A 17,258-nucleotide genomic window follows, 5' to 3' on the forward strand; every position below is an offset into this window, starting at 1 on the left:
ACGACCACCCCGGCTTCGCGAACGGACGCCCCTTCCTCCGGCCCCGAAATCATGATTTCAGACAGGCGTCCCTCCTTCGAAAGCCGCCATGACGTCTCCCGCCGCCGACCGTCGCCGAACCTTCCTGCGCGGCCTGGTCGTCGCCAGTCTGGTCGGGGTCTTCCTGGCGACCACCGGCGCCTTCGGCAGCGCCAACGCCCCCTATGTCCAGCGCCTGGCCTACTGGGTGCTGATGATGATCCTGGGCGGGCTGTGGGGCCACCTGTGCAGCCGGATCGTGACGCGGTTCGTCAATGTGGACGACCGCCCCTGGCTGACGGTGGCGGTGATGACCGCCGTAATCACCGGCCCCCTCAGCGTCATCGTCTGGGCGGCGACCGGCCTGTTCTTCGCCCAGAAACTCTATCCGCTGGCGGCCCTGCCCCAGCTGTTCGGCCCGGTCCTGGTCGTCACCCTGGCGGTCACCACCGTCAATGTCTTCCTGGGCCGGGCCCAGCCGGTCCAGACCCACGCCGCGCCCGCCTCCCCCGCGCCGGCCTCGCCGCCCCCGGTCCGTTTCCTGGACCGGCTGCCGCTGAAGCTCAGGGGCGCGACCCTCTACGCCGTCCAGGCCGAGGATCATTATCTGCGCCTGCACACCGACCGGGGCTCGGACCTGATCCTGATGCGCCTGTCCGACGCGGTCGAAGAGCTGGAGGGGCTGGAGGGCGCCCGCACCCATCGCAGCTGGTGGGTGGCCCGATCCGCCGTGCGCGGCGTCGACCGGGGCGACGGCCGCGCCACCCTGACGCTGGAGGGCGGTCTCAGCGTCCCCGTCAGCCGCCGCTACGCCCGCACCCTGCGCGAAGCCGACTGGTGGTGACGGCAGGGGCCGGTCAGGGCGCCGGCGCGACTTTCAAGGCCGATGCCGATGCGGCGCAACCGCTCAGGGTGTCGTCGCCGATCTCGACCCGTGCGGTCAGCGGATAGGTGCGGTCGCTCATCCCGTCCGAACATTCGGTGGCGATCAGCACGACGTTCATCGCCGCATTCAGGTCGGTGGAGGTGGCGTAGGTGGCGACCGTCCCCTGAACCGTCGCCCCGCGGTTCGGCGCCCGCTGCGTCGGCTGGTCCATCCGGGTGTAGATCAGGGTGTCCGGCGTGATCTCTACGCTCCAGAAGGGTTCGGTCCCCAGGGCCCGCACCGGCTTGCCCAGATCGACCCCTGCCAGAACCGGCGCGGCCTCGGGCGGCGGCGCGGATTCGGGCGCCTTGTCCCGACGGTCGTAGCAACCGACCAGGGTCAGGCCGAGAACCGGCCCGATCAGCAATGTGGTGAGTATGGCGCGCATGACGGACCCCCGCGTTCGGCCTGCAGGTGTGGACGGGGCCGGCCTCGGTCAAGGGGCCGGGCTGAGTTATGGTGGCCGCATGTCGATTCGCCCGACCGCCTATGAATTCTTCGCCGGGGGCGGTCTCGCGGGCCTGGGCCTGTCCGGCGCCGGCCTCTCAGGCCAGAGATGGGCCGGCGTCGACACCGTCTTCGCCAACGACATGGACCCCGCCAAGGGGCGGGCTTTCGTCGCCAACCATCCCGACATCCGCTTCCATCTGGGCGACGTCTGGTCCCTGCGCCCCGCCGACCTGCCGGGCGCGCCCGATCTGGCCTGGGCCTCGTCGCCGTGTCAGGACGTCAGCCTGGCCGGGGCGCGAGGCGGACTGGAGGCCGGTCGATCCGGCGCCTTCTGGGGCTTCTGGCGTCTGATCCAGGGCCTGGCGGTCGAAGGGCGGGCGCCCCGCGTCATCGTGCTGGAAAACGTCATCGGTCTGCTGACCTCCGGCCCCAAAGACGAAACGGGCCGGGATTTTTCCGCCGTCTGCGCCGCCATGGTCCAGGCCGGCTATCGCGTCGGGGCGCTGGAGATGGACGCCGCCCACTGGCTGCCCCAGTCACGGCCCCGCCTGTTCATCGTGGCGGTTCAGGAGTCGGCCCTGAACGGCGCGCCCGAGGCCTGCGCCCCCTCTGGACCCTTCCACTCCGCCCGCCTGATCGCCGCCCATGCCCGGCTGCCGGACGCCGTGCGCGCGGCCTGGGCCTGGTGGAGTCTGCCGGTCCCGCCCCGGCGCAACCTGGATCTCGCCGCCCTGCTGGAGCCGGATGAATCCGTGGAATGGCTGGACGACGGCGCGGAGATCCTGGCCCTGGCCGCTCCGCTGCACCGCGCCCGGATCGAGGCCGCCGTCGCCTCCGGCCGGCGCGTGGTCGGCGCCGCCTATCGCCGGGTGCGGACCGAAGACGGACGCAAGGTCCAGCGGCTTGAGATCCGGTTCGACGGCCTGGCCGGCTGTCTGCGCACCCCGGCGGGCGGGTCGTCGCGGCAATATGTGGTGGTCTGCGACGGCGGTCGGACGCGGGTGCGTCGCCTGACCGGACGCGAGGCGGCAAGACTTATGGGCGTGTCGGACGACTATCGTCTGCCCGACAGCGAGAGCGCGGCGCTGAAATTGATGGGCGACGCCGTCGCCGTGCCCGTGGTGCGCGCCCTGACCGAAGGCCTGCTTCTGCCGGCCCTGAGCTCGCGTCGCACAGCGGCCTGAAGCCCGCGGGATCGACCCGGCGAAACGCCGGATCGATCATTCAGGCCCGGCTCAGCGCTGGACCCACTGGCCCTGGGCGTTGCGGTACCACTGGCCCGACTGGATGCGCGGCAGCAGCTGGCTTTCAAACATCCGGGCGCCGGCGACGTCGGCGCTGGTGCCCGCCTCGGCCGCGCTGCGGGCGTATGCGGCGCGGCGGCCGGCGTTCATGGCGTCGACGGCGGCGCGCAGGGCGGCGTCGGAGGTGCTGACGCGGAAGCCGACATAGCCGTCGGCCTGTTCACCCACGGTGCCGGCGGCCTTGGCCTGGTCGACCAGGGTCTTCTGGGCTGCGGTCTGGGCCAGGGCGGCGCCGCCGAATGAAACGGCTGCGGCGAGGGCGCCGACAGCGAGGAATTTACGAAGGCTCATATCGGCCTGTCCTTTCAAAAGAAGCGAGGCGATCAGAAGAGGTTCGGGTTCTGCTGAAGCAGTTGCTGCAGCTCCTGATCCAGCCGGACGCGGACGTCTGCGTCCAATTTGGCGTAGATCTGGATCGGCGCAACCTCCAGACGGATGGTCGGGGCGCAGGCCGCGACGGCGACGACGACCGCCCCGAGGCCGAGTCCGGCCAACTGGCGCTTGTTGATCATGGCGAGAACTCCGGGTCGGTCAAGGTTGAGAGGTCATTAGCACGCTATCGCGTGAACGGTCGCTGAATGGTTCGACTCACTGCGCTTCGGGCTCGGGCCCAGTCTCGGGCCCAGTCTCGGGCCCAGTCTCGGGCTCAGTCTCGGGCCCCGTCTCGGGCGCGGGCGTCGGCGCTGGCTCTTTCTGACCCTGACGCGCCCGATTGACCGCCATGATGTCGGCGAACAACTGGTTGGCGTTCAGGGTGGTGTCCAGCGTCAGGTCGATCTGGGTGCCCGACGGCAGGGGCAGTTCCCGGTTCAGGAACTCCCGGCTGATCAGCTCGGCCACCGTCAGGCGCAGTTCCTGGCGCTGCGGCGGTTCGTGCCGCCCGCGGATGTGGAACAGGACCGAGATCCGTCCCTCGTCCAGACTGTTCACATCCGCGCTCAGCACGTCGAAGGCCAGATGCTCCATCGCCTGATAGGCCAGGTCCTCGACCATATTGGGCGGAACGTCCGCGCCCCCGCCGCCCGCATCCACATCGGTCAGCACGTCGCGCTGGATCGACAGCCGCCCCGGCTGGACCGCGCCCAGGGCGCCGGCCGTGATCTTCAGGCCCAGTTTCGGGTCCATGGTGAAGGGCAGCCGGCCCGACACCACCGCGTCCAGCATCACCTTGTCGGCGAAACCGCTGTCGGCGACCACATCCCCCAGCTGGACCCGGTCCAGCACGATGACCCCGCTATAGGCCTGGGTCGGGTCCAGCGGCACGACCAGCGGTTCGATGGAGACGGTCCCGCCCCCGGCCTGGACCGACCCGCCGGCGATGCTGAACCCCGCCGCGTCGATGGCGAAGTTCAGGTCCAGGGCCGTCGCGTCGGCCCCGATGTCCAGACTGTCGACCGTCAGCCTCTGGTTCGGCGCCGTGATGATGGCGGGGCTCAGGCTGGTGAATTCGATCTCGCCGCGCGCGCCCTTGACCGGCCCGGCCGGGCTGACGAAGTCCAGCCCCGGCACGCTCAACCGCCCGCTGGACGTCGGCTCGCCGTCCTTGGTCCAGTCGAACCGGCCGTCGAACCCGACGACGCCGGTCGCCGGCGACTGGACGAAGGCCTCGACCAGGGGGCTCAGCATCGAGGGCTGAAGGCCGCCTTCGACGAACCGCACCTCCGGCGCGGCGATGTGAACGCCCCCGGCCCCGGTTCGACCGTCGTGGGCCAGGGTCAACCGCCCCAGGGTGGTCGCGGCCGCCTTGCCGGTTCCCTTCAGGTCGAACCCGCCGGTCCAGCGCTCATTGGCCAGGGTCGCCTGGCCGGAAGCCGCCAGGGTCTCGAACCGTTTGGGCGTGGTCGCATCGACGACCTGGGCCCCCGCCACCGTCGCCGTCAGCCCGACCCCCGCCTTGGTCCCATCGACCACCACTCGGCCCGAGGCCTCGGCGAACCGCATGCCCAGGAAGGGGGCGTCGGCCGACACGCCCTGGAAACCGCCGGCGACGCGCCAGATCCCGTCCTTGGAACTCAGCAGAGGCCCGGCCTCGGGACACAGTTTTCCGGCCACCCGATGGACGTCGTTCTCGTCCAGCTCCAGCCGTTCGACCGTCAGATCCACACAGTCGGACGTCGCATAGGTCAGCCGCCCGCCCGCCATGGCCAGCAGACCCCGCGTCCGGGCGTCGATGCCGCGCGCCAGGTCGAAGTCCAGCTGGGCCCGCCCGTCCAGCAGGGCCTCGAACCCGCTGTCCGTCAGCCGCCACTCAGGCACGGCCACGGCCATTTCCGGCAGGCCTCGCCCCCGCGTCGCCGTCAGGGTCAGGGCCCCGCCGCCCAGACGGCCCGGTTCGGCCTGATAGGCCCCCGTTCCCGCCTGGGCGACGGTCAGTATTCCGCCGTTGGCCGGCGTCAGGGTGACGGGCCGGGCCAGGGTCACGCTGGTCCCCGCCGACCCCGTGGCGAAGCGGATGGCGGGCGCGTTCAGGGCGAAATCCCCCAGCGCCGTCTTCATCTCGGTCAGCTCGGCGATCTCATCCGGCCCGACCGGCCCGAACAGGGGCCAGGCGCCGCCCGCCGAGCGCAGGCCGCCTTCGGCCGCGATCCGGATCGCCCCGTCCTGAACCACGTCGAGGCTCAGTTCGCCCCGCGCCTGTTTCAGCATCAGGTCGCCGAAACCGATCCGGTCGAACGCCGCCGTAACCGGCCCGGTCGCCTCGAAGGCCGTATTCCGCCCGCCCATGGACAGACCGTTCGATTGGATCGAAAGGTTCTGCGCCTTGGCCTCGCCGGCCTGGCCAGAGGCGGCTCTCAAATTGAGCGGCGTCTCCAGGCTCCAGCGGACGGCCTCATCGCGCGACACGGTCAACCGCCCGCCCGTCGCCGAACCGGCGACCTGACGCGCCGCCAGCCCCGGCCCATCGATCGCCGCCGCCTTCAGGTTCAGGGCGGTCGCGCCTTCCAGCCGGAAGGTCTCGATCCATCCGGCCGTCACGCCGTCGAACCGCGCCGACAGCTCCGCGTCCCGCGCCTGCGTCTGCTGTCCGCCCCGGCCCGCGCCCCCGCTTTGGGCGAAGCCCAGCACGTCGCCGACCAGACGGGCGTCGACCACGGCCCGGCCGTCGCCGCGCCGCCTCTTCATGTCGGGATAGGGCAGGTCGCCGGTCAGGTTCAGCCGCATCGCCCGACCGTTCAGGGCGGCGGTCTGGACCCGGTCGCCTTCGGCCTCGACCCGCAGCGCGACCCGGTCGCCGGTCGTCGTCAGATCGACGACGGCCCCCAGGCCGTCAGCCTCGAATTCTCCGCTCTTCAGCGCGGCCCGCGGCATCCGTGCGCTCAAACGCATCAGCTTGCCGTCGTCCACCCGCGCATCGGCCAGCAGTTGAACCGGCCCATATTCGGTATCGAGCCGCGCCCGCCCGCCCTCGACGATCACCAGAGGGCTGCGCGAGTCCGGCCTGGGCGGCCCGCCTGCGAACTGTTCGACCAGAGGATCGAGCGACCCCAGGGACAGTTTTCCCTTCTTCCAGCTGGCCCGCATCACCGGCCGCACCAGGCGGATCCGACTGGGCGTCACCCCCACGCCGGTCCTGGACCAGGGCAGGGCCACGGCGTAATCCACCTCGACCCGCTCGACGGTCACATCCGGATTGCGCGGGTCGCCGATGCGGATGCGGCCGACGAAACCGTCCAGCTCGATCCGCTCGACCTCCACATCGGCCTGGACGCCCTGACGCTCCAGCCAGCCGACCAGAACCTCGCGCGCTGCGGCCCGGCGATTCAGATAGAGGGCGGCCGCCAGCAGGGCCACGACCACGAACACGGCGAGCAGGCCCAGGCCCAGTCGACGCCGCAGGCCGCCCTTGCGCCTGACGCCTGGGGATCGGTCGGAAGGAGTGGCCGGAACTTCGGTCAAACAGGGACGCCGTATCGATTGAGAACTGATCGCCGGACCACCATCGCCACCCTCGATGCGAATACAAGCCTCAAGCGTCGCCGACAGGCCCGAACCCTGCGTCCGTCGCAGCCAAGCTGGGCGACAAGAGGGCGAGCCTGCGTGTCAATCGCATGAGTCTGTGAGACTTTTTCCGCCCACGTCCGGTTCTTAACGGTTTGTAACGGTCTGTCTTCCCAAACTGAGACAGGCAGGTTATAGCCGATGACTTCGCGCTCGGGGTCTATCGGCGCGATTTTGGGTAAAAAGTTTGGCGCCTCGGGCGTCGCAACACGATGAGACCGATGGCTCAGTTCGACCCACGCCGCCAACCTATGCGTCTCGCACCGCATGTCGTGACCGCCGCCGCCGCCATTTCGGTCGCCCTGCTGGCCGGTCGAGTCTACCAACCCGCTCAGGCGGAAGAAGTTCCCGTAATGTCGTCGGCCCAGATGGCCGCCATGGAAGTCCAGGCCTTCGCCGCCGCCAACGCCCCGGCCGGCATGACCGCCCCGGAAGCCGTCCCCGTCCAGATCCGTCGTGGCGAAACCTTCGAGCAGGCCGTGCGCCGCACCGGCGTCGCGCCGGAAGAAGCCAGCGCCGTCGCCGCCACCGTCGCCAACGCCTTCGACCTCGCCGACCTCCGCGCCGGCCTTCGCTTCGAAACCGCCATCGCCAAGCCGCGCGACGGCCGGGGCGACGCCCGCCTGATCGGCCTGACCATGCGCACCGGCCCGGCCAGCCAGCTGACCGTGTCGCGCAGTTTCGACGGCGCCCTGCGCCTGCGTTCGCTGGAAGAAAAAGTCACGCACGAGACCGTGGTCCTGAAGGGCGACGTCGAACGCTCCCTGTCCGCCAGCGCCCGTGAACTGGGGGCCACCGCCTCCATCGTCCGCTCCGCCAGCCGCCTGTTCGCCACCAAGTTCGACATGCAGCGCGACATCCGCGCCTCGGACGAGTTCACCATGGTCTTCGACCGCGACGTGACCGAGGCCGGTCGCACCGTGGGCGTCGGCGACCTGATGTACGCCGAACTGCGCGGCGTCACCTTCTATCGGTTCAAGCCGGCCGGCGCGAAGGAAGCCCAGTTCTTCGACGCCTCGGGCAAGAACCTGCGCTCGGCCATGATGCGCACCCCGCTGCAGAATTTCCGCCGCGTCTCGTCAGGCTTCGGTTTCCGCACCCACCCGATCTCGGGCTACAAGAAGATGCACCAGGGCATCGACTTCGCCGCCGGCTCCGGCACGCCCATCGTGGCCCCCGCCGACGGCGTGGTGGTCGAGGCGCGTCGCTGGGGCGGCTATGGCAACTGGCTGCGCATCCGTCACAACAACGGGCTCGAGAGCGGCTACGGACACCTGTCGCGCTACGGCTCCGGCATTCGCGCCGGCCAGCGCGTCAGCCAGGGCCAGGTCGTCGCCTATGTCGGTTCGACCGGCGCCTCGACCGGCCCCCACCTGCACTATGAACTGTGGCGCAACGGCCAGCGGATCAATCCCGCCGGCGTCCGCACCCAGGAAGGCACCGAACTGGCCGGCGGCGACCTGGCCGCCTTCCGCGCCGAAAAGGCCCGCATCGACCGCATCATCGCATCCGGCGGACAGAAGCGCCCGGCCCTGCAACAAGCCTCCGCCGACGGTCTGCGCCCCGTTCGGGGCTGATCAAGCCTGACGACGCGCTTCCTCAACCCGCGCCTTCGCCGGCGCGGGTTTTCTATTGCGCCGACTGCAGGGCGAGACGGATCGACGTCCGTCCTGCGGATGTACCAATCCGAGGCAGGCGCGGTCGCAAGCGTCGCAAACTGAACGAGGCGGACGGCGCGAAGGTTAACCCTGTCCTCCGTCCTGCGGGACGATCTTCAACGCCTATCGGTGCTTCGTCCCGAGACTCGGTTAACGCCTCGAACGCGGAAAGACGCGGCCGTTCTTGCAGTCGACAGAACGCCGTCATTTCCGGCGGACATCCTCTTGGGGCTTTCAAATGACTCACAATATCGGCGTGACCAGCCTGGCGGCCGCGGCCGCTCTCATTCTCGCATCCGGCGCTCAGGCGCAGTCTACTGCAACATCGAACCAGAAGAACACGGCGACCGTCCGAGCTCAGCTCAACGCCGTCGTCAACGACGTCAACGGGAACGTCTCGCAGACCTCGGCGGCGATCAGCAACTCCGCGACCATCTCCGGCGCCGGGCCGACGACCGTGCGAAATCTTCAGGATAGCTGGGGCTCCACCAGCGCCGCCCTGTCCAGCAATGTCGCCGACGTGAACGGCGATGTCGCGGCCACGGCGGCGGCCCTGGGCAACTCCGCCACCGTCACCCTGGATGGCAATGTCGTGTCCAGGGTCGCCAACACCCAGTACACCCATCGCGGACAGTTTCTGGCGGACGCCAACCTCAAGGTGGCGGACATCGACGGCGCCGTGAACGGCACCGCCGCCGCCATCGCAAACTCCTTCACCGCCTCGGGCGAAGGGGCGATGACCGTGACCAACGCCCAATATTTCAACGGCGACTCGCGAGCCGTGCTGAACGCGACGGTCCAGGACGTGTCCGACAAGGTGAACCTGACCTCGGCCGCCCTGGCCAATTCGGCGACCATCGACCTGCAGGGCGCGGGCAAGGGCACGGTCACCAACACCCAGATGTCCGGCTACGACCCGACCGCAACCCTGTCCGCCACGATCGCCGACGTCGATGGCGCGGTGTCGGCCACCTCGGCGGCGATCTCCAACTCGCTGACGCTGAACACCGGGCCGAACACCATGCTGACGGTCTCCTCTGTTCAGGACAACAAGGCCCTGACGCAGGCGATATCCAACGTCACGGTCCGGTCCGTGGATTCGGCGTCGCTGACGGCGGCGGCCATCGGCAATTCGGCGACCATCAGCCGGGTGACCGGGGGCCTCTGACCCTTCGTCGCGCGGGACGACGCCGTCCCGCGCGACGGATCGGGGGACTGACCCAGACGAGAAAGGCCGTCGCGACGCTCGCGACGGCCTTCTTCAATTGGCACTGGAGAAGTCGGAAAGTCCGTGGCGCCTCAACCGCCCGCAGCCGTCGTCCCGCGCACCGCGGACGACGGCGCGGTGCGCCAGCTGGAAGGATCCAGCACCCAGCGGGCCGGCGGTCCCGCCATCGGGCGGGACGGGGCCTGCCCGGTGGCGGGCGGCCTGTCGGACGGCCGTTCGGCCTGGGGCGCAGCCGCTTCCGCCGCGCGCAGCGCCAGCAGGCTCTCGCCTTGCAGCCCCGTTTCCGGCCGCGCGAGACAGCGGTCGCGGGGAATGGCGTAGAGGTCGGCGACGAAGTCGTACAGGCCGCGTTCGATCGCGGTCCGGACGGCGAACTGGATCGGCTCCATGCCGGAGGCTCCAGCGGAAAGGTCGAAAATATTGCCGTGGGTGAAGTCGAACACGCCCACGCGGATCTCGCGACCGACAAGCTGCTTTTGATAGGAGGCCGTGGCGACGACTTCCTGGGACCGGGTGTCGACCAAGCGAAGATCGATGGCGATGTTCATGACATAGCCGCTGCTGGTCAGCCCCCCCTTGACCCCGCTGGCCTCGATTCCCCCGGCGGAGGCATCGACCCCGGAAGACCGCAGATTATAGTTCAGCTCGGTGACCCCGCCCACGACATAGTATCGCGAACCGGCGATCTGACCGGCGTAGATCGGGCGGAAATTCTCGGCGCTTTCGCCGGCCGCCTGGGGGGTGTCGGACAGAAGATGAGATTGGGCATATTGTCGTTCGACCTCCGAAACCCCGCGATCCTGGCGCTCCACCGTGGGCACTCCGGCCTTGGTCAGGGCTGTCACGGCGAACAGGGACGCGCCCTGGCTGATCTTGCGTCCTGTCTCCAGATCATTGCGGCCGGTCAGGTCGGCGATGTCGCCGACCGCCAGCCGCGGCGCGCTGCGCCCCTCCGCCTGGCCCGCCGAGGCCAGACATCTCAGCGCGGCGGAATAGGCGGTGTCGTTGCCGGTCGCCGGCGCGCCGCCGATCGGATTGGCGTAGAGACCGGTGGCAGGGTCGTAGCGTGCGGTCGTGCAGCCGGCCAGACCGACCGCCGCGATCATCGACGCCTCCAGAAGCGGTCTCAGTCTCACGAAGCGGCTCCTGCGGCGATGGCGTAGGTCTGGACCCCGACAGGGTCGTCGGCCGGCAGGCAGGTCGCCTTGGCGCCCGGCGTCTGGATGCCGGCCAACAGTTCGAAGACGCCGCGTTCGACCACCGTCCGCACAGCGGCCTGCACCGGCTCCATGGCGCCGCCGCCGGCCGTCGCGACGCCGCCGACCGATCCCTGGGTTCCCGTCAGCCCGAGGCTGCGGTCCACGCCGACCACCTGTTTCTGGAAGCTGACGCTGTTCACCACCTCCTGCGAGCGCGTATCCACCAGTCTGAGGTCGACCGCGACGTTCATCACATAGCGCGACGCCTGACCCAGGCCGCGCAGGCCGGTCGTGCTCACATCGCCCGCCTGAACGTTCACGCCGTTCGAGGCGATATTGTAGTTCAGTTCGGTGACGCCGCCGACGAGATAGTACCGCGACCCCGCGACCTGGCCGACGTGGATCGGCCTGAAATTGTCGGGATCCTGACCGGCCCGTTCCGGGGCGTCGGACAGCAGGTGCTGGCGCGCATAGTTCAATTCGATCTCGGCGACCGTGTTGTCGAGCCGCTCGACCACCGGCGCGCCGGAGCGGGCCAGGGCCGTGATGGCGAACAGCGCGGCGCCCTGCGAGACGCGGGCTCCGGTCTGGAGATCGACCCGGCCCGTCATGTCGGAAATCCGTCCCACCGCGATCCTGGGCGGGGCGCCGCCGATCCAGCCGCCCCGCCGCGACAGGCAGGTCAGGGCGGCGGAATAGGGAGACGGATTGGCCGTGGCGGGGGCGCCGCGGATCGCGCCCGGATTCATCCCGCCCGAAGATTCCGCCGTCGCGGCTCCGGCGACCAGGCCGAGCGCGATCCCCGTGATCGTCGCCCGCCTCATGAGCCGGACTTCCGCACATTGGCGCTGACGTCGCCGCTGTTGGTCTGGCGGCTGTTCAGCACCACGGTGTTGCCGTGGCCGATGATGGAGACGTTGACCAGGTTGCCCACGGCCGTCGCGCTGCTCGTATCGCCCAGCGCCGCCGCGCCGCTGTCGAAATAGGCGGCGCCCGACTGCGTGTTCGACCCTGTGCTGGCGTAGCTGACGCTCGTGCCGGCCTGACTGTTCACGATGACGCCGTTGACGACCAGCCGATTGCCGTTGGCGTCGCGCGTGACAGGGTTGAAGGTCTGGGTCGCGACGGCGCCGGAACGGCCATAGCCGGCCTCCATCGAAGCCGCCCCGGCGGACTCGGTCGAGGATTGCGCGAGGGCCCGCCCGGAGAGACCGGACAGGGTCAGGATTACGAGCGGCAAGAGCGGCGTCTTGGTCATGATGTGTGTCATCTCAGCGGGAAGGAGAGCGGGGTGAAGCGGCGGAAAGGGCCGACGCCGCCTTCGCGGGGACGCCGGCCTGTCCATTCAGAAGCCGGTCACGGTCAAGCTGTTGCCAATGGCCGCCGCCGTGTTGGTGACGGCGCCCGAGACGTCACGCACGGTCGTGGTGGCGATGGCGGAAACCCCGGCGGTATTGGTCTGCGACGAGTTCAGGGACCCCAGTCGCGAGTCGATGGTGGCGGAGTTGCTGATGGCCGCCGCCGTCGCCGAAACCGTGCCCGACACGTCGCTGATGGTGGAGTTCAGCGTGGCCGAGGGGTCGTTATAGGCGACCTGGGTGTTGGTGATCGCCCCGCCCCAGTCGGAGGTCTTGATCGTCGCCGAGTTGGCGATGGCCGCCGACGTCGCCGAGACGTCCTTGGAGACATCGCCGATGGTCGCGTTCAGCTGGGACGCCGCGCCGCCCCAGGCGTTCTGATTGTTGTTCAGGGACACCGCCGTGCCGCCGTCGATGGTCACGCTGTTGGAAATGGCGGCGGAGGTGACGGAAACCGAATTGTTCACGTCGGTGATCGTGGCGTTCAGCTGCGAGCGGACGGATGCATTGTTCGACTGGCCTGATCCGATGCTTTGAGCATGGGCGGCGCCGGCCGTCGCGACGCCGAGAACGGCGGTGATGATGAGGATCTTGGTGGTCACGAGATTTCTCCAGAAGGCCCAACATCGGGCAAACCGGCTCAGTGCAAAAACCCATCCATTACAATGACTAACACAAATTAATCATAGACGGTAAGGGGTTGGTCGACGAGGACTACGCAAGCGGTTGATCTGACATCGAACCGGGTTCGGACAGGGTTAATACGGCGGCTCTCAAAGCGTGGGGCGGCAGACCGGCTCCGGGTCATCGTGAGTGCGGGCCTGTCGCAATTCGGCATGGACCGTTCGTCACTGTCTCGAGACGGGGCGCCTGCGGACAACGCCGCCTCCGCATCGGACCCCGCGGCTGAAGCGGGGCATGATCGGGTTTCGATCCGCCTCCGCCGATGGCGGCCGAGGCTGTCCCCGGACGGGTGATCCGCGGCGTACAAGGCTTGTCCGCAAAAGACGGCCCGGTTCCGGCCCCCGGTCGCACGGCCAAACCTATTGCTCGGCGAGCGGCATGACCAATTCGAAGACGGCGCCCTCGGTCGTAGGCAGCAGATCCAGGGTGGCGTCGTTCGCGGCCAGCAGGGCGCGGGCGATGGACAGGCCGAGGCCGGCGCCGCCCTCCCCGCGTCGCGTGGTGAAGAAGGGCTCGAAGACGCGACCGGCGTCGGCCGGCGCGACGCCTGGACCATCGTCCGCCAGGGTGACGACAAGTCGATCGGGCAGGGCCGCCGCCCTGATGCTGACGGCCGTCGCGCCGGCCTGGCGGCTGTTTTCCAGGAGCGTCGAAACCACCATCTCGATGGTAGACGCTGGAACGGCCACCCTGGGCGTTTCGTCCCCGAACATCACCGAGATCGCCAGCCGGCTTGACCTGGCGTCGACCGCCTTCGTGATCGGGAGGCGGACGTCGACCGAAAGCCCGGCTTGGGGACGCGCCATATCGGCGCGCGCCAGATCCAGCAGGCGCGTCACAAGGGCCGAGAGACGGCGGGCGTCGGCGGCGATGTTGTCGAGGAACCGCCGACGCTGATCAGGCGCCATCTCGTGGTCCTGCAGCAGTTCGACGGCGCCCTGTATCCCGGACAGGGGCGTCTTGAACTCATGGCTCACGGCGGCGGCGAAATCGCGCAGATAGCGGGACCGGCGATCCACGGCCTGGGCCATCCGCCCGAAGTCCTCGTAGAGAGTCCGAATTTCGACGGCGGCGGTGGCCGGCGCAGGGGGAAGCACGCCGCCGCCGTTGGCGACATCGCGCGTCGCCCGGCTGAGCGCCTCGATCGGACGGGCGATGCCGCGCGAGACCAGAACAGCCAAAAGGGCGATCACACCCAGGGTTCCGACGACGCCCAGCCCGATCTTGATCCGGTCCTGGTACAGCCCCTTGAACAGGGCTCGGGGCGAGCGGGACGCCACGACGACCCCCTCGACCCGGCCATTCACCATCACCGGCCGCGCATGGTGGATACGAACGCCCGCTGCGCGACTGAGCCATTCCATGGAATAGCGCGGGCGATAGGCGTCGTTGCGACGCAGGACCGTTCGCGGTTCGCCCGCAAGCGCCGAGCGCACTTCGGTCAGATCGGCCAGGCCGCCGCCCTGGCCGTAGCCCAGAACGATCGTCCCGTTGCGATCCAGCAAGAGGATCGAGGCCAGGGTTGTGCGGCTGGTCTGCTCGACGACGGAGCCAAGCCGGTCGGCGACCTCGACCGCCCCGGCCTCAGGCACGGCAGCGTGACGCGGCGCGGGCCGCGCCGGCAAGACCGGCGTGGACCCCAGGTCGATCGTCGCGGGTTCGGGCCTGTAGTAACCCGGATCGTCGCGCCGGGCGGGATCGGGCGGAACCACGACGGCGCCGGGCCAATCCGAGGCGGCGACGGCCGACAGGACGACGGCCTGGGCGACCAGTTCCGCCTCCGTCTGACGCACCAGGGTGTTCTCATAGACCCGCAGGAATATGGCGCTGAGCCCCGGCAGGACGCCGGCGAAGATCAGCACGGACAGCAGGATGGTCCGAAGCCTGAGCGCCGGCCAGTGATTGCGGATGAAGGCGCGCAGACGTGCGATCACGCCTCCGGCGCCCCGGGCGCGCCCAGGCAGGGGCCAAGCTGGTAGCCGATGCCCGGCCTGGTCTCGATCACGTCAGCCCCGCCCACCGCTGCAAACTTGGCCCGCAGGTTGCGGACATGGCTGTCGATCGTACGGTCGGTCATGGCGAAGCCTGGGCCATGGACCCGGTCGATGATGGCGTCCCGCGTGAAGACCCGGCGCGGCGCATCGGCCAGGGTGCGCACGATGCTGAACTCCGTCACCGTCAGCGGCACCTCCACATCGCGCCATGTCGCCCGCCATCCGTCCGCATCCAGACCCAGACCACCGAAGGCGAACTGGCCCGGCGTCGGCGGGGGCGGGTTCCGCGCGATACGGCGCAGGATGGCGGCGACCCGCGCCACCACCTCGCGCGGACTGAAGGGCTTGGTCACATAGTCGTCCGCGCCCAGCTCCATGCCCAGGATGCGGTCGATCTCGTCATCGCGCGACGACAGGAACAGGACCGGCAGATCGCCCTGGGCGCGGATTCGGCGACAGGCCTCGATCCCGTCCATGCGGGGCATGTTGATGTCCAGCACGACGAGGTTCGGCCTGTACAGGGCGATGTCGGCCAGCGCGGCTTCGCCGTCGGCGGCCTCCCGCGTCGCCAGACCCGCCTTCTGAAGCGCGAAGGTCAGCAGGTCGCGGATGTGCGGGTCGTCATCGACCACCAGGACGGTGCTTTGCATGATGGCCATGTTCAGCCTTCCGTCGGCGAGGTCAACGGGACAGGCGGCGGGGCGGCGACGGGCGCCGGCGCGGTGGGCGGCGGCATTTGGATGAGCCCGTTCCAGTGACGGGCGCCCGGCGCCGGCGCCGACAAGGCGCCCTTCTGTTGCAGGGCGGCGATGCGATCCAGACGACGCTGGTCGCGCCAGGTCCAGCCGCGCCATTCGCTCTGTCGCCGACGGACGTTCAGCAGGATGTCCTGGCGGACGGCGGCGACCCGGTCGCGCAGGACGGCGTCGTCAAGGGTCGTTTCCAGCTCGGCCAGTGAGACGAGGGCGGGCGCGCCCAGGGTATGGAGATAGCCGAGGTCCAGCGCGACCCCGCGACTTCCGACTTCCCTGGCATGCCGCACGTTCCAGCCGGCCACGACGGCGCCGAGGTCGACGACGCTGACGACCGCCAGCACGATCAGCGCGGCCGCGGCGTTGGCGTTGATCAGCCAGTGCGCCGACTTGCCGGCCAGCATGCGCCAGCAGATCAGCATCAGGCCGACCGCCACCAGCGCCATCCAGATCATCGCGGCGATGCGGAAACGGGTCAGGGCGTAAACCTCGATATAGTCGGCGGTGCGCAGCAGGCTAGACGCGACCAGCACCATGTTCTGGGCGATCCAGACCACTACCAGGCACCGGACCAGCGGCTTGCTCGCGGTGTCGGAACCCGGCTGGAGCGCCACCAGGACGAACAGGCCGGCGAGCAGGGCGGTGACGATCAGGGGATAGGCGCCGCGATGGGCGTATTCGGCCAGACCCATGTCGCCGGGAAGCGGCGCGCCGCTCCACAGGAAGGCGATGTCCAGGCCGTTCTGGAGCGCGAAGACCGCATTGAAGACGATCAGGGACAGGGTGATCGTGCGGGTCAGGAAGGCTGAAGGCTTTCCGATCTTGCGTTCAGGCAGGCCGAGCAAGGGCTTGCGCCAGCGCGGACGCAGCAGGCCCAGAACGCCGATGAAGACGGCGCACCAGAACAGGATGCGGAGGACGTTCTGGGGCGACAGGGACGGCAGGGACAGGTTGGCGAGCGCATTCGAAATGAGCGGATTCGCCGCCGAGAACAGGGCGAGGAAGACACCGCCGCCGACCACGGGCATGATGAGAAGGCCAAGCAGGTTCAGAGCGGACATTCCGCCGCGACCGCGCCTCAGCCGCGAGACCTTGAACAGGTCGATCACGGGGCCAAACAGGGCAAAAAACCAGTGGAGCGCCAGTCTTTGGGCCCAGCCCCACGCCGTCTCGTTCGGCCCCACCCGGCTCGACAACGCCCCGAGGCTGATCGAGACCCCGAACAGCGCCCAGGCCAGCACCCCAGGCCGGTCCGCCAGAACCAGGGCGAAGGCGACGCCGGCCAGGACGAAGCCCCGGCCTCGACGGTCTTGCAGCAGGTCTTTCCGACCAAGGAGCGCGCCCCCTAGGACCGCGAAGGCGAACAGGCCAAGACTCGTACCGGGGGCATGGGCGAAGAACAGCAGGTCGGCGAGGCCGACCAGGGCGGCGCCGACGGCGACCCTGAGCCAGAATGATGATCGAGGCAGAACGGGTATGTGAAGCATGGGGCCTCCCTTTCGGGAAATGCTTCTCGGCCATGTCCGTCGAGAACGGTTGCGCCGTCGATGGATTGTCAGCGCAGGCGCCATGCAGGTTCGATGCAGACGGCGGCGCTACGCCCCGCCGACCTGAGCTGTCGTGGTCGCTGGAGGCGCCGGATGCGGTCCTAGTCAATCACGCCTTTTCACGAGTTTCGGACCCCATCAA

15 protein-coding genes are annotated in these 17,258 nt (G+C 69.3%); 4 read left to right on the forward strand and 11 right to left on the reverse strand.

Annotated features, from left to right (window positions below; genetic code table 11):
- Window positions 1-88: 88 nt before the first annotated feature.
- Window positions 89-862, forward strand: a complete 774-nt coding sequence (locus tag GYM46_RS06515; protein WP_008263690.1) for a LytTR family DNA-binding domain-containing protein — start codon at window positions 89-91, stop codon at window positions 860-862.
- Window positions 863-875: 13 nt separating this feature from the next.
- Here GYM46_RS06515 and GYM46_RS06520 read toward each other — a convergent pair whose 3' ends face one another.
- Window positions 876-1,331, reverse strand: a complete 456-nt coding sequence (locus tag GYM46_RS06520; RefSeq protein ID WP_008263361.1) for a COG3650 family protein — start codon at window positions 1,329-1,331, stop codon at window positions 876-878.
- 79 nt (window positions 1,332-1,410) lie between these two features.
- Here GYM46_RS06520 and GYM46_RS06525 point away from each other — a divergent pair, with 79 nt between their 5' ends.
- A complete protein-coding gene (locus GYM46_RS06525; RefSeq protein ID WP_008261759.1) occupies window positions 1,411-2,577 on the forward strand; it encodes a DNA cytosine methyltransferase in 1,167 nt (388 codons plus the stop codon).
- A 51-nt stretch (window positions 2,578-2,628) separates the two neighbouring features.
- Here GYM46_RS06525 and GYM46_RS06530 read toward each other — a convergent pair whose 3' ends face one another.
- From GYM46_RS06530 to GYM46_RS16685, 3 genes are all read right to left on the reverse strand, one after another.
- Complete coding sequence (locus tag GYM46_RS06530) at window positions 2,629-2,988, reverse strand: DUF1318 domain-containing protein (RefSeq protein ID WP_008261324.1); 360 nt, start codon at window positions 2,986-2,988, stop codon at window positions 2,629-2,631.
- Window positions 2,989-3,020: 32 nt separating this feature from the next.
- Window positions 3,021-3,209, reverse strand: coding sequence for a YnbE family lipoprotein (locus tag GYM46_RS06535; RefSeq protein WP_008262758.1), 189 nt, complete (start codon window positions 3,207-3,209; stop codon window positions 3,021-3,023).
- Between the two features lie 76 nt (window positions 3,210-3,285).
- On the reverse strand, window positions 3,286-6,594 hold the full coding sequence (locus GYM46_RS16685) for an intermembrane phospholipid transport protein YdbH family protein (protein ID WP_232216201.1): 3,309 nt from the start codon (window positions 6,592-6,594) through the stop codon (window positions 3,286-3,288).
- A gap of 353 nt (window positions 6,595-6,947) precedes the next feature.
- Between GYM46_RS16685 and GYM46_RS06545 the strand changes: the two genes are divergently transcribed.
- Both GYM46_RS06545 and GYM46_RS06550 read left to right on the forward strand, forming a co-directional pair.
- The gene (locus GYM46_RS06545; protein WP_008260466.1) at window positions 6,948-8,273 is read left to right on the forward strand and encodes a M23 family metallopeptidase; all 1,326 of its coding nucleotides are present in this window, start codon (window positions 6,948-6,950) and stop codon (window positions 8,271-8,273) included.
- A gap of 319 nt (window positions 8,274-8,592) precedes the next feature.
- The gene (locus GYM46_RS06550; RefSeq protein WP_008259675.1) at window positions 8,593-9,522 is read left to right on the forward strand and encodes a hypothetical protein; all 930 of its coding nucleotides are present in this window, start codon (window positions 8,593-8,595) and stop codon (window positions 9,520-9,522) included.
- Window positions 9,523-9,653: 131 nt separating this feature from the next.
- Here the strand turns inward: GYM46_RS06550 and hfaB (GYM46_RS06555) are convergent, their stop codons facing one another.
- The 7 genes from hfaB (GYM46_RS06555) to GYM46_RS06585 form a co-directional block, all read right to left on the reverse strand.
- On the reverse strand, window positions 9,654-10,718 hold the full coding sequence (gene hfaB, locus GYM46_RS06555) for a holdfast anchoring protein HfaB (protein WP_156796388.1): 1,065 nt from the start codon (window positions 10,716-10,718) through the stop codon (window positions 9,654-9,656).
- The gene (gene hfaB / locus GYM46_RS06560) at window positions 10,715-11,605 is read right to left on the reverse strand and encodes a holdfast anchoring protein HfaB (RefSeq protein WP_008262450.1); all 891 of its coding nucleotides are present in this window, start codon (window positions 11,603-11,605) and stop codon (window positions 10,715-10,717) included. The genes hfaB (GYM46_RS06555) and hfaB (GYM46_RS06560) overlap by 4 nt, the downstream gene beginning before the upstream one ends.
- Window positions 11,602-12,039: a holdfast anchoring protein HfaA gene (gene hfaA / locus GYM46_RS06565; protein ID WP_050771585.1), complete on the reverse strand. Its 438-nt coding sequence runs from the start codon at window positions 12,037-12,039 to the stop codon at window positions 11,602-11,604. Before hfaA ends, hfaB (GYM46_RS06560) begins: the two co-directional genes overlap by 4 nt.
- Window positions 12,040-12,126: 87 nt before the next feature.
- Entirely contained in the window at window positions 12,127-12,741 is a 615-nt protein-coding gene (locus GYM46_RS06570; protein ID WP_008263046.1) for a hypothetical protein, read from the reverse strand.
- Between the two features lie 441 nt (window positions 12,742-13,182).
- Window positions 13,183-14,757, reverse strand: a complete 1,575-nt coding sequence (locus GYM46_RS06575) for a sensor histidine kinase (protein ID WP_008258931.1) — start codon at window positions 14,755-14,757, stop codon at window positions 13,183-13,185.
- A complete protein-coding gene (locus GYM46_RS06580) occupies window positions 14,754-15,476 on the reverse strand; it encodes a response regulator transcription factor (protein WP_008260411.1) in 723 nt (240 codons plus the stop codon). The genes GYM46_RS06575 and GYM46_RS06580 overlap by 4 nt, the downstream gene beginning before the upstream one ends.
- 2 nt (window positions 15,477-15,478) lie before the next feature.
- Window positions 15,479-17,056, reverse strand: coding sequence for a DUF4153 domain-containing protein (locus GYM46_RS06585; RefSeq protein WP_008259869.1), 1,578 nt, complete (start codon window positions 17,054-17,056; stop codon window positions 15,479-15,481).
- Window positions 17,057-17,258: the final 202 nt, after the last annotated feature.

Source organism: Brevundimonas mediterranea (assembly GCF_011064825.1).
Taxonomy (GTDB): domain Bacteria; phylum Pseudomonadota; class Alphaproteobacteria; order Caulobacterales; family Caulobacteraceae; genus Brevundimonas; species Brevundimonas mediterranea_A.

Coding starts and splice junctions, on each gene's coding strand:
- GYM46_RS06515 (WP_008263690.1), top strand. CDS start 89: ATGACGTCTCCCGCCGCCGACCGTCGCCGAACCTTCCTGCGCGGCCTG.
- GYM46_RS06520 (WP_008263361.1), bottom strand. CDS start 1,331: ATGCGCGCCATACTCACCACATTGCTGATCGGGCCGGTTCTCGGCCTG.
- GYM46_RS06525 (WP_008261759.1), top strand. CDS start 1,411: ATGTCGATTCGCCCGACCGCCTATGAATTCTTCGCCGGGGGCGGTCTC.
- GYM46_RS06530 (WP_008261324.1), bottom strand. CDS start 2,988: ATGAGCCTTCGTAAATTCCTCGCTGTCGGCGCCCTCGCCGCAGCCGTT.
- GYM46_RS06535 (WP_008262758.1), bottom strand. CDS start 3,209: ATGATCAACAAGCGCCAGTTGGCCGGACTCGGCCTCGGGGCGGTCGTC.
- GYM46_RS06545 (WP_008260466.1), top strand. CDS start 6,948: ATGCGTCTCGCACCGCATGTCGTGACCGCCGCCGCCGCCATTTCGGTC.
- GYM46_RS06550 (WP_008259675.1), top strand. CDS start 8,593: ATGACTCACAATATCGGCGTGACCAGCCTGGCGGCCGCGGCCGCTCTC.
- hfaB (WP_008262450.1), bottom strand. CDS start 11,605: ATGAGGCGGGCGACGATCACGGGGATCGCGCTCGGCCTGGTCGCCGGA.
- hfaA (WP_050771585.1), bottom strand. CDS start 12,039: ATGACCAAGACGCCGCTCTTGCCGCTCGTAATCCTGACCCTGTCCGGT.
- GYM46_RS06580 (WP_008260411.1), bottom strand. CDS start 15,476: ATGGCCATCATGCAAAGCACCGTCCTGGTGGTCGATGACGACCCGCAC.
- GYM46_RS06585 (WP_008259869.1), bottom strand. CDS start 17,056: ATGCTTCACATACCCGTTCTGCCTCGATCATCATTCTGGCTCAGGGTC.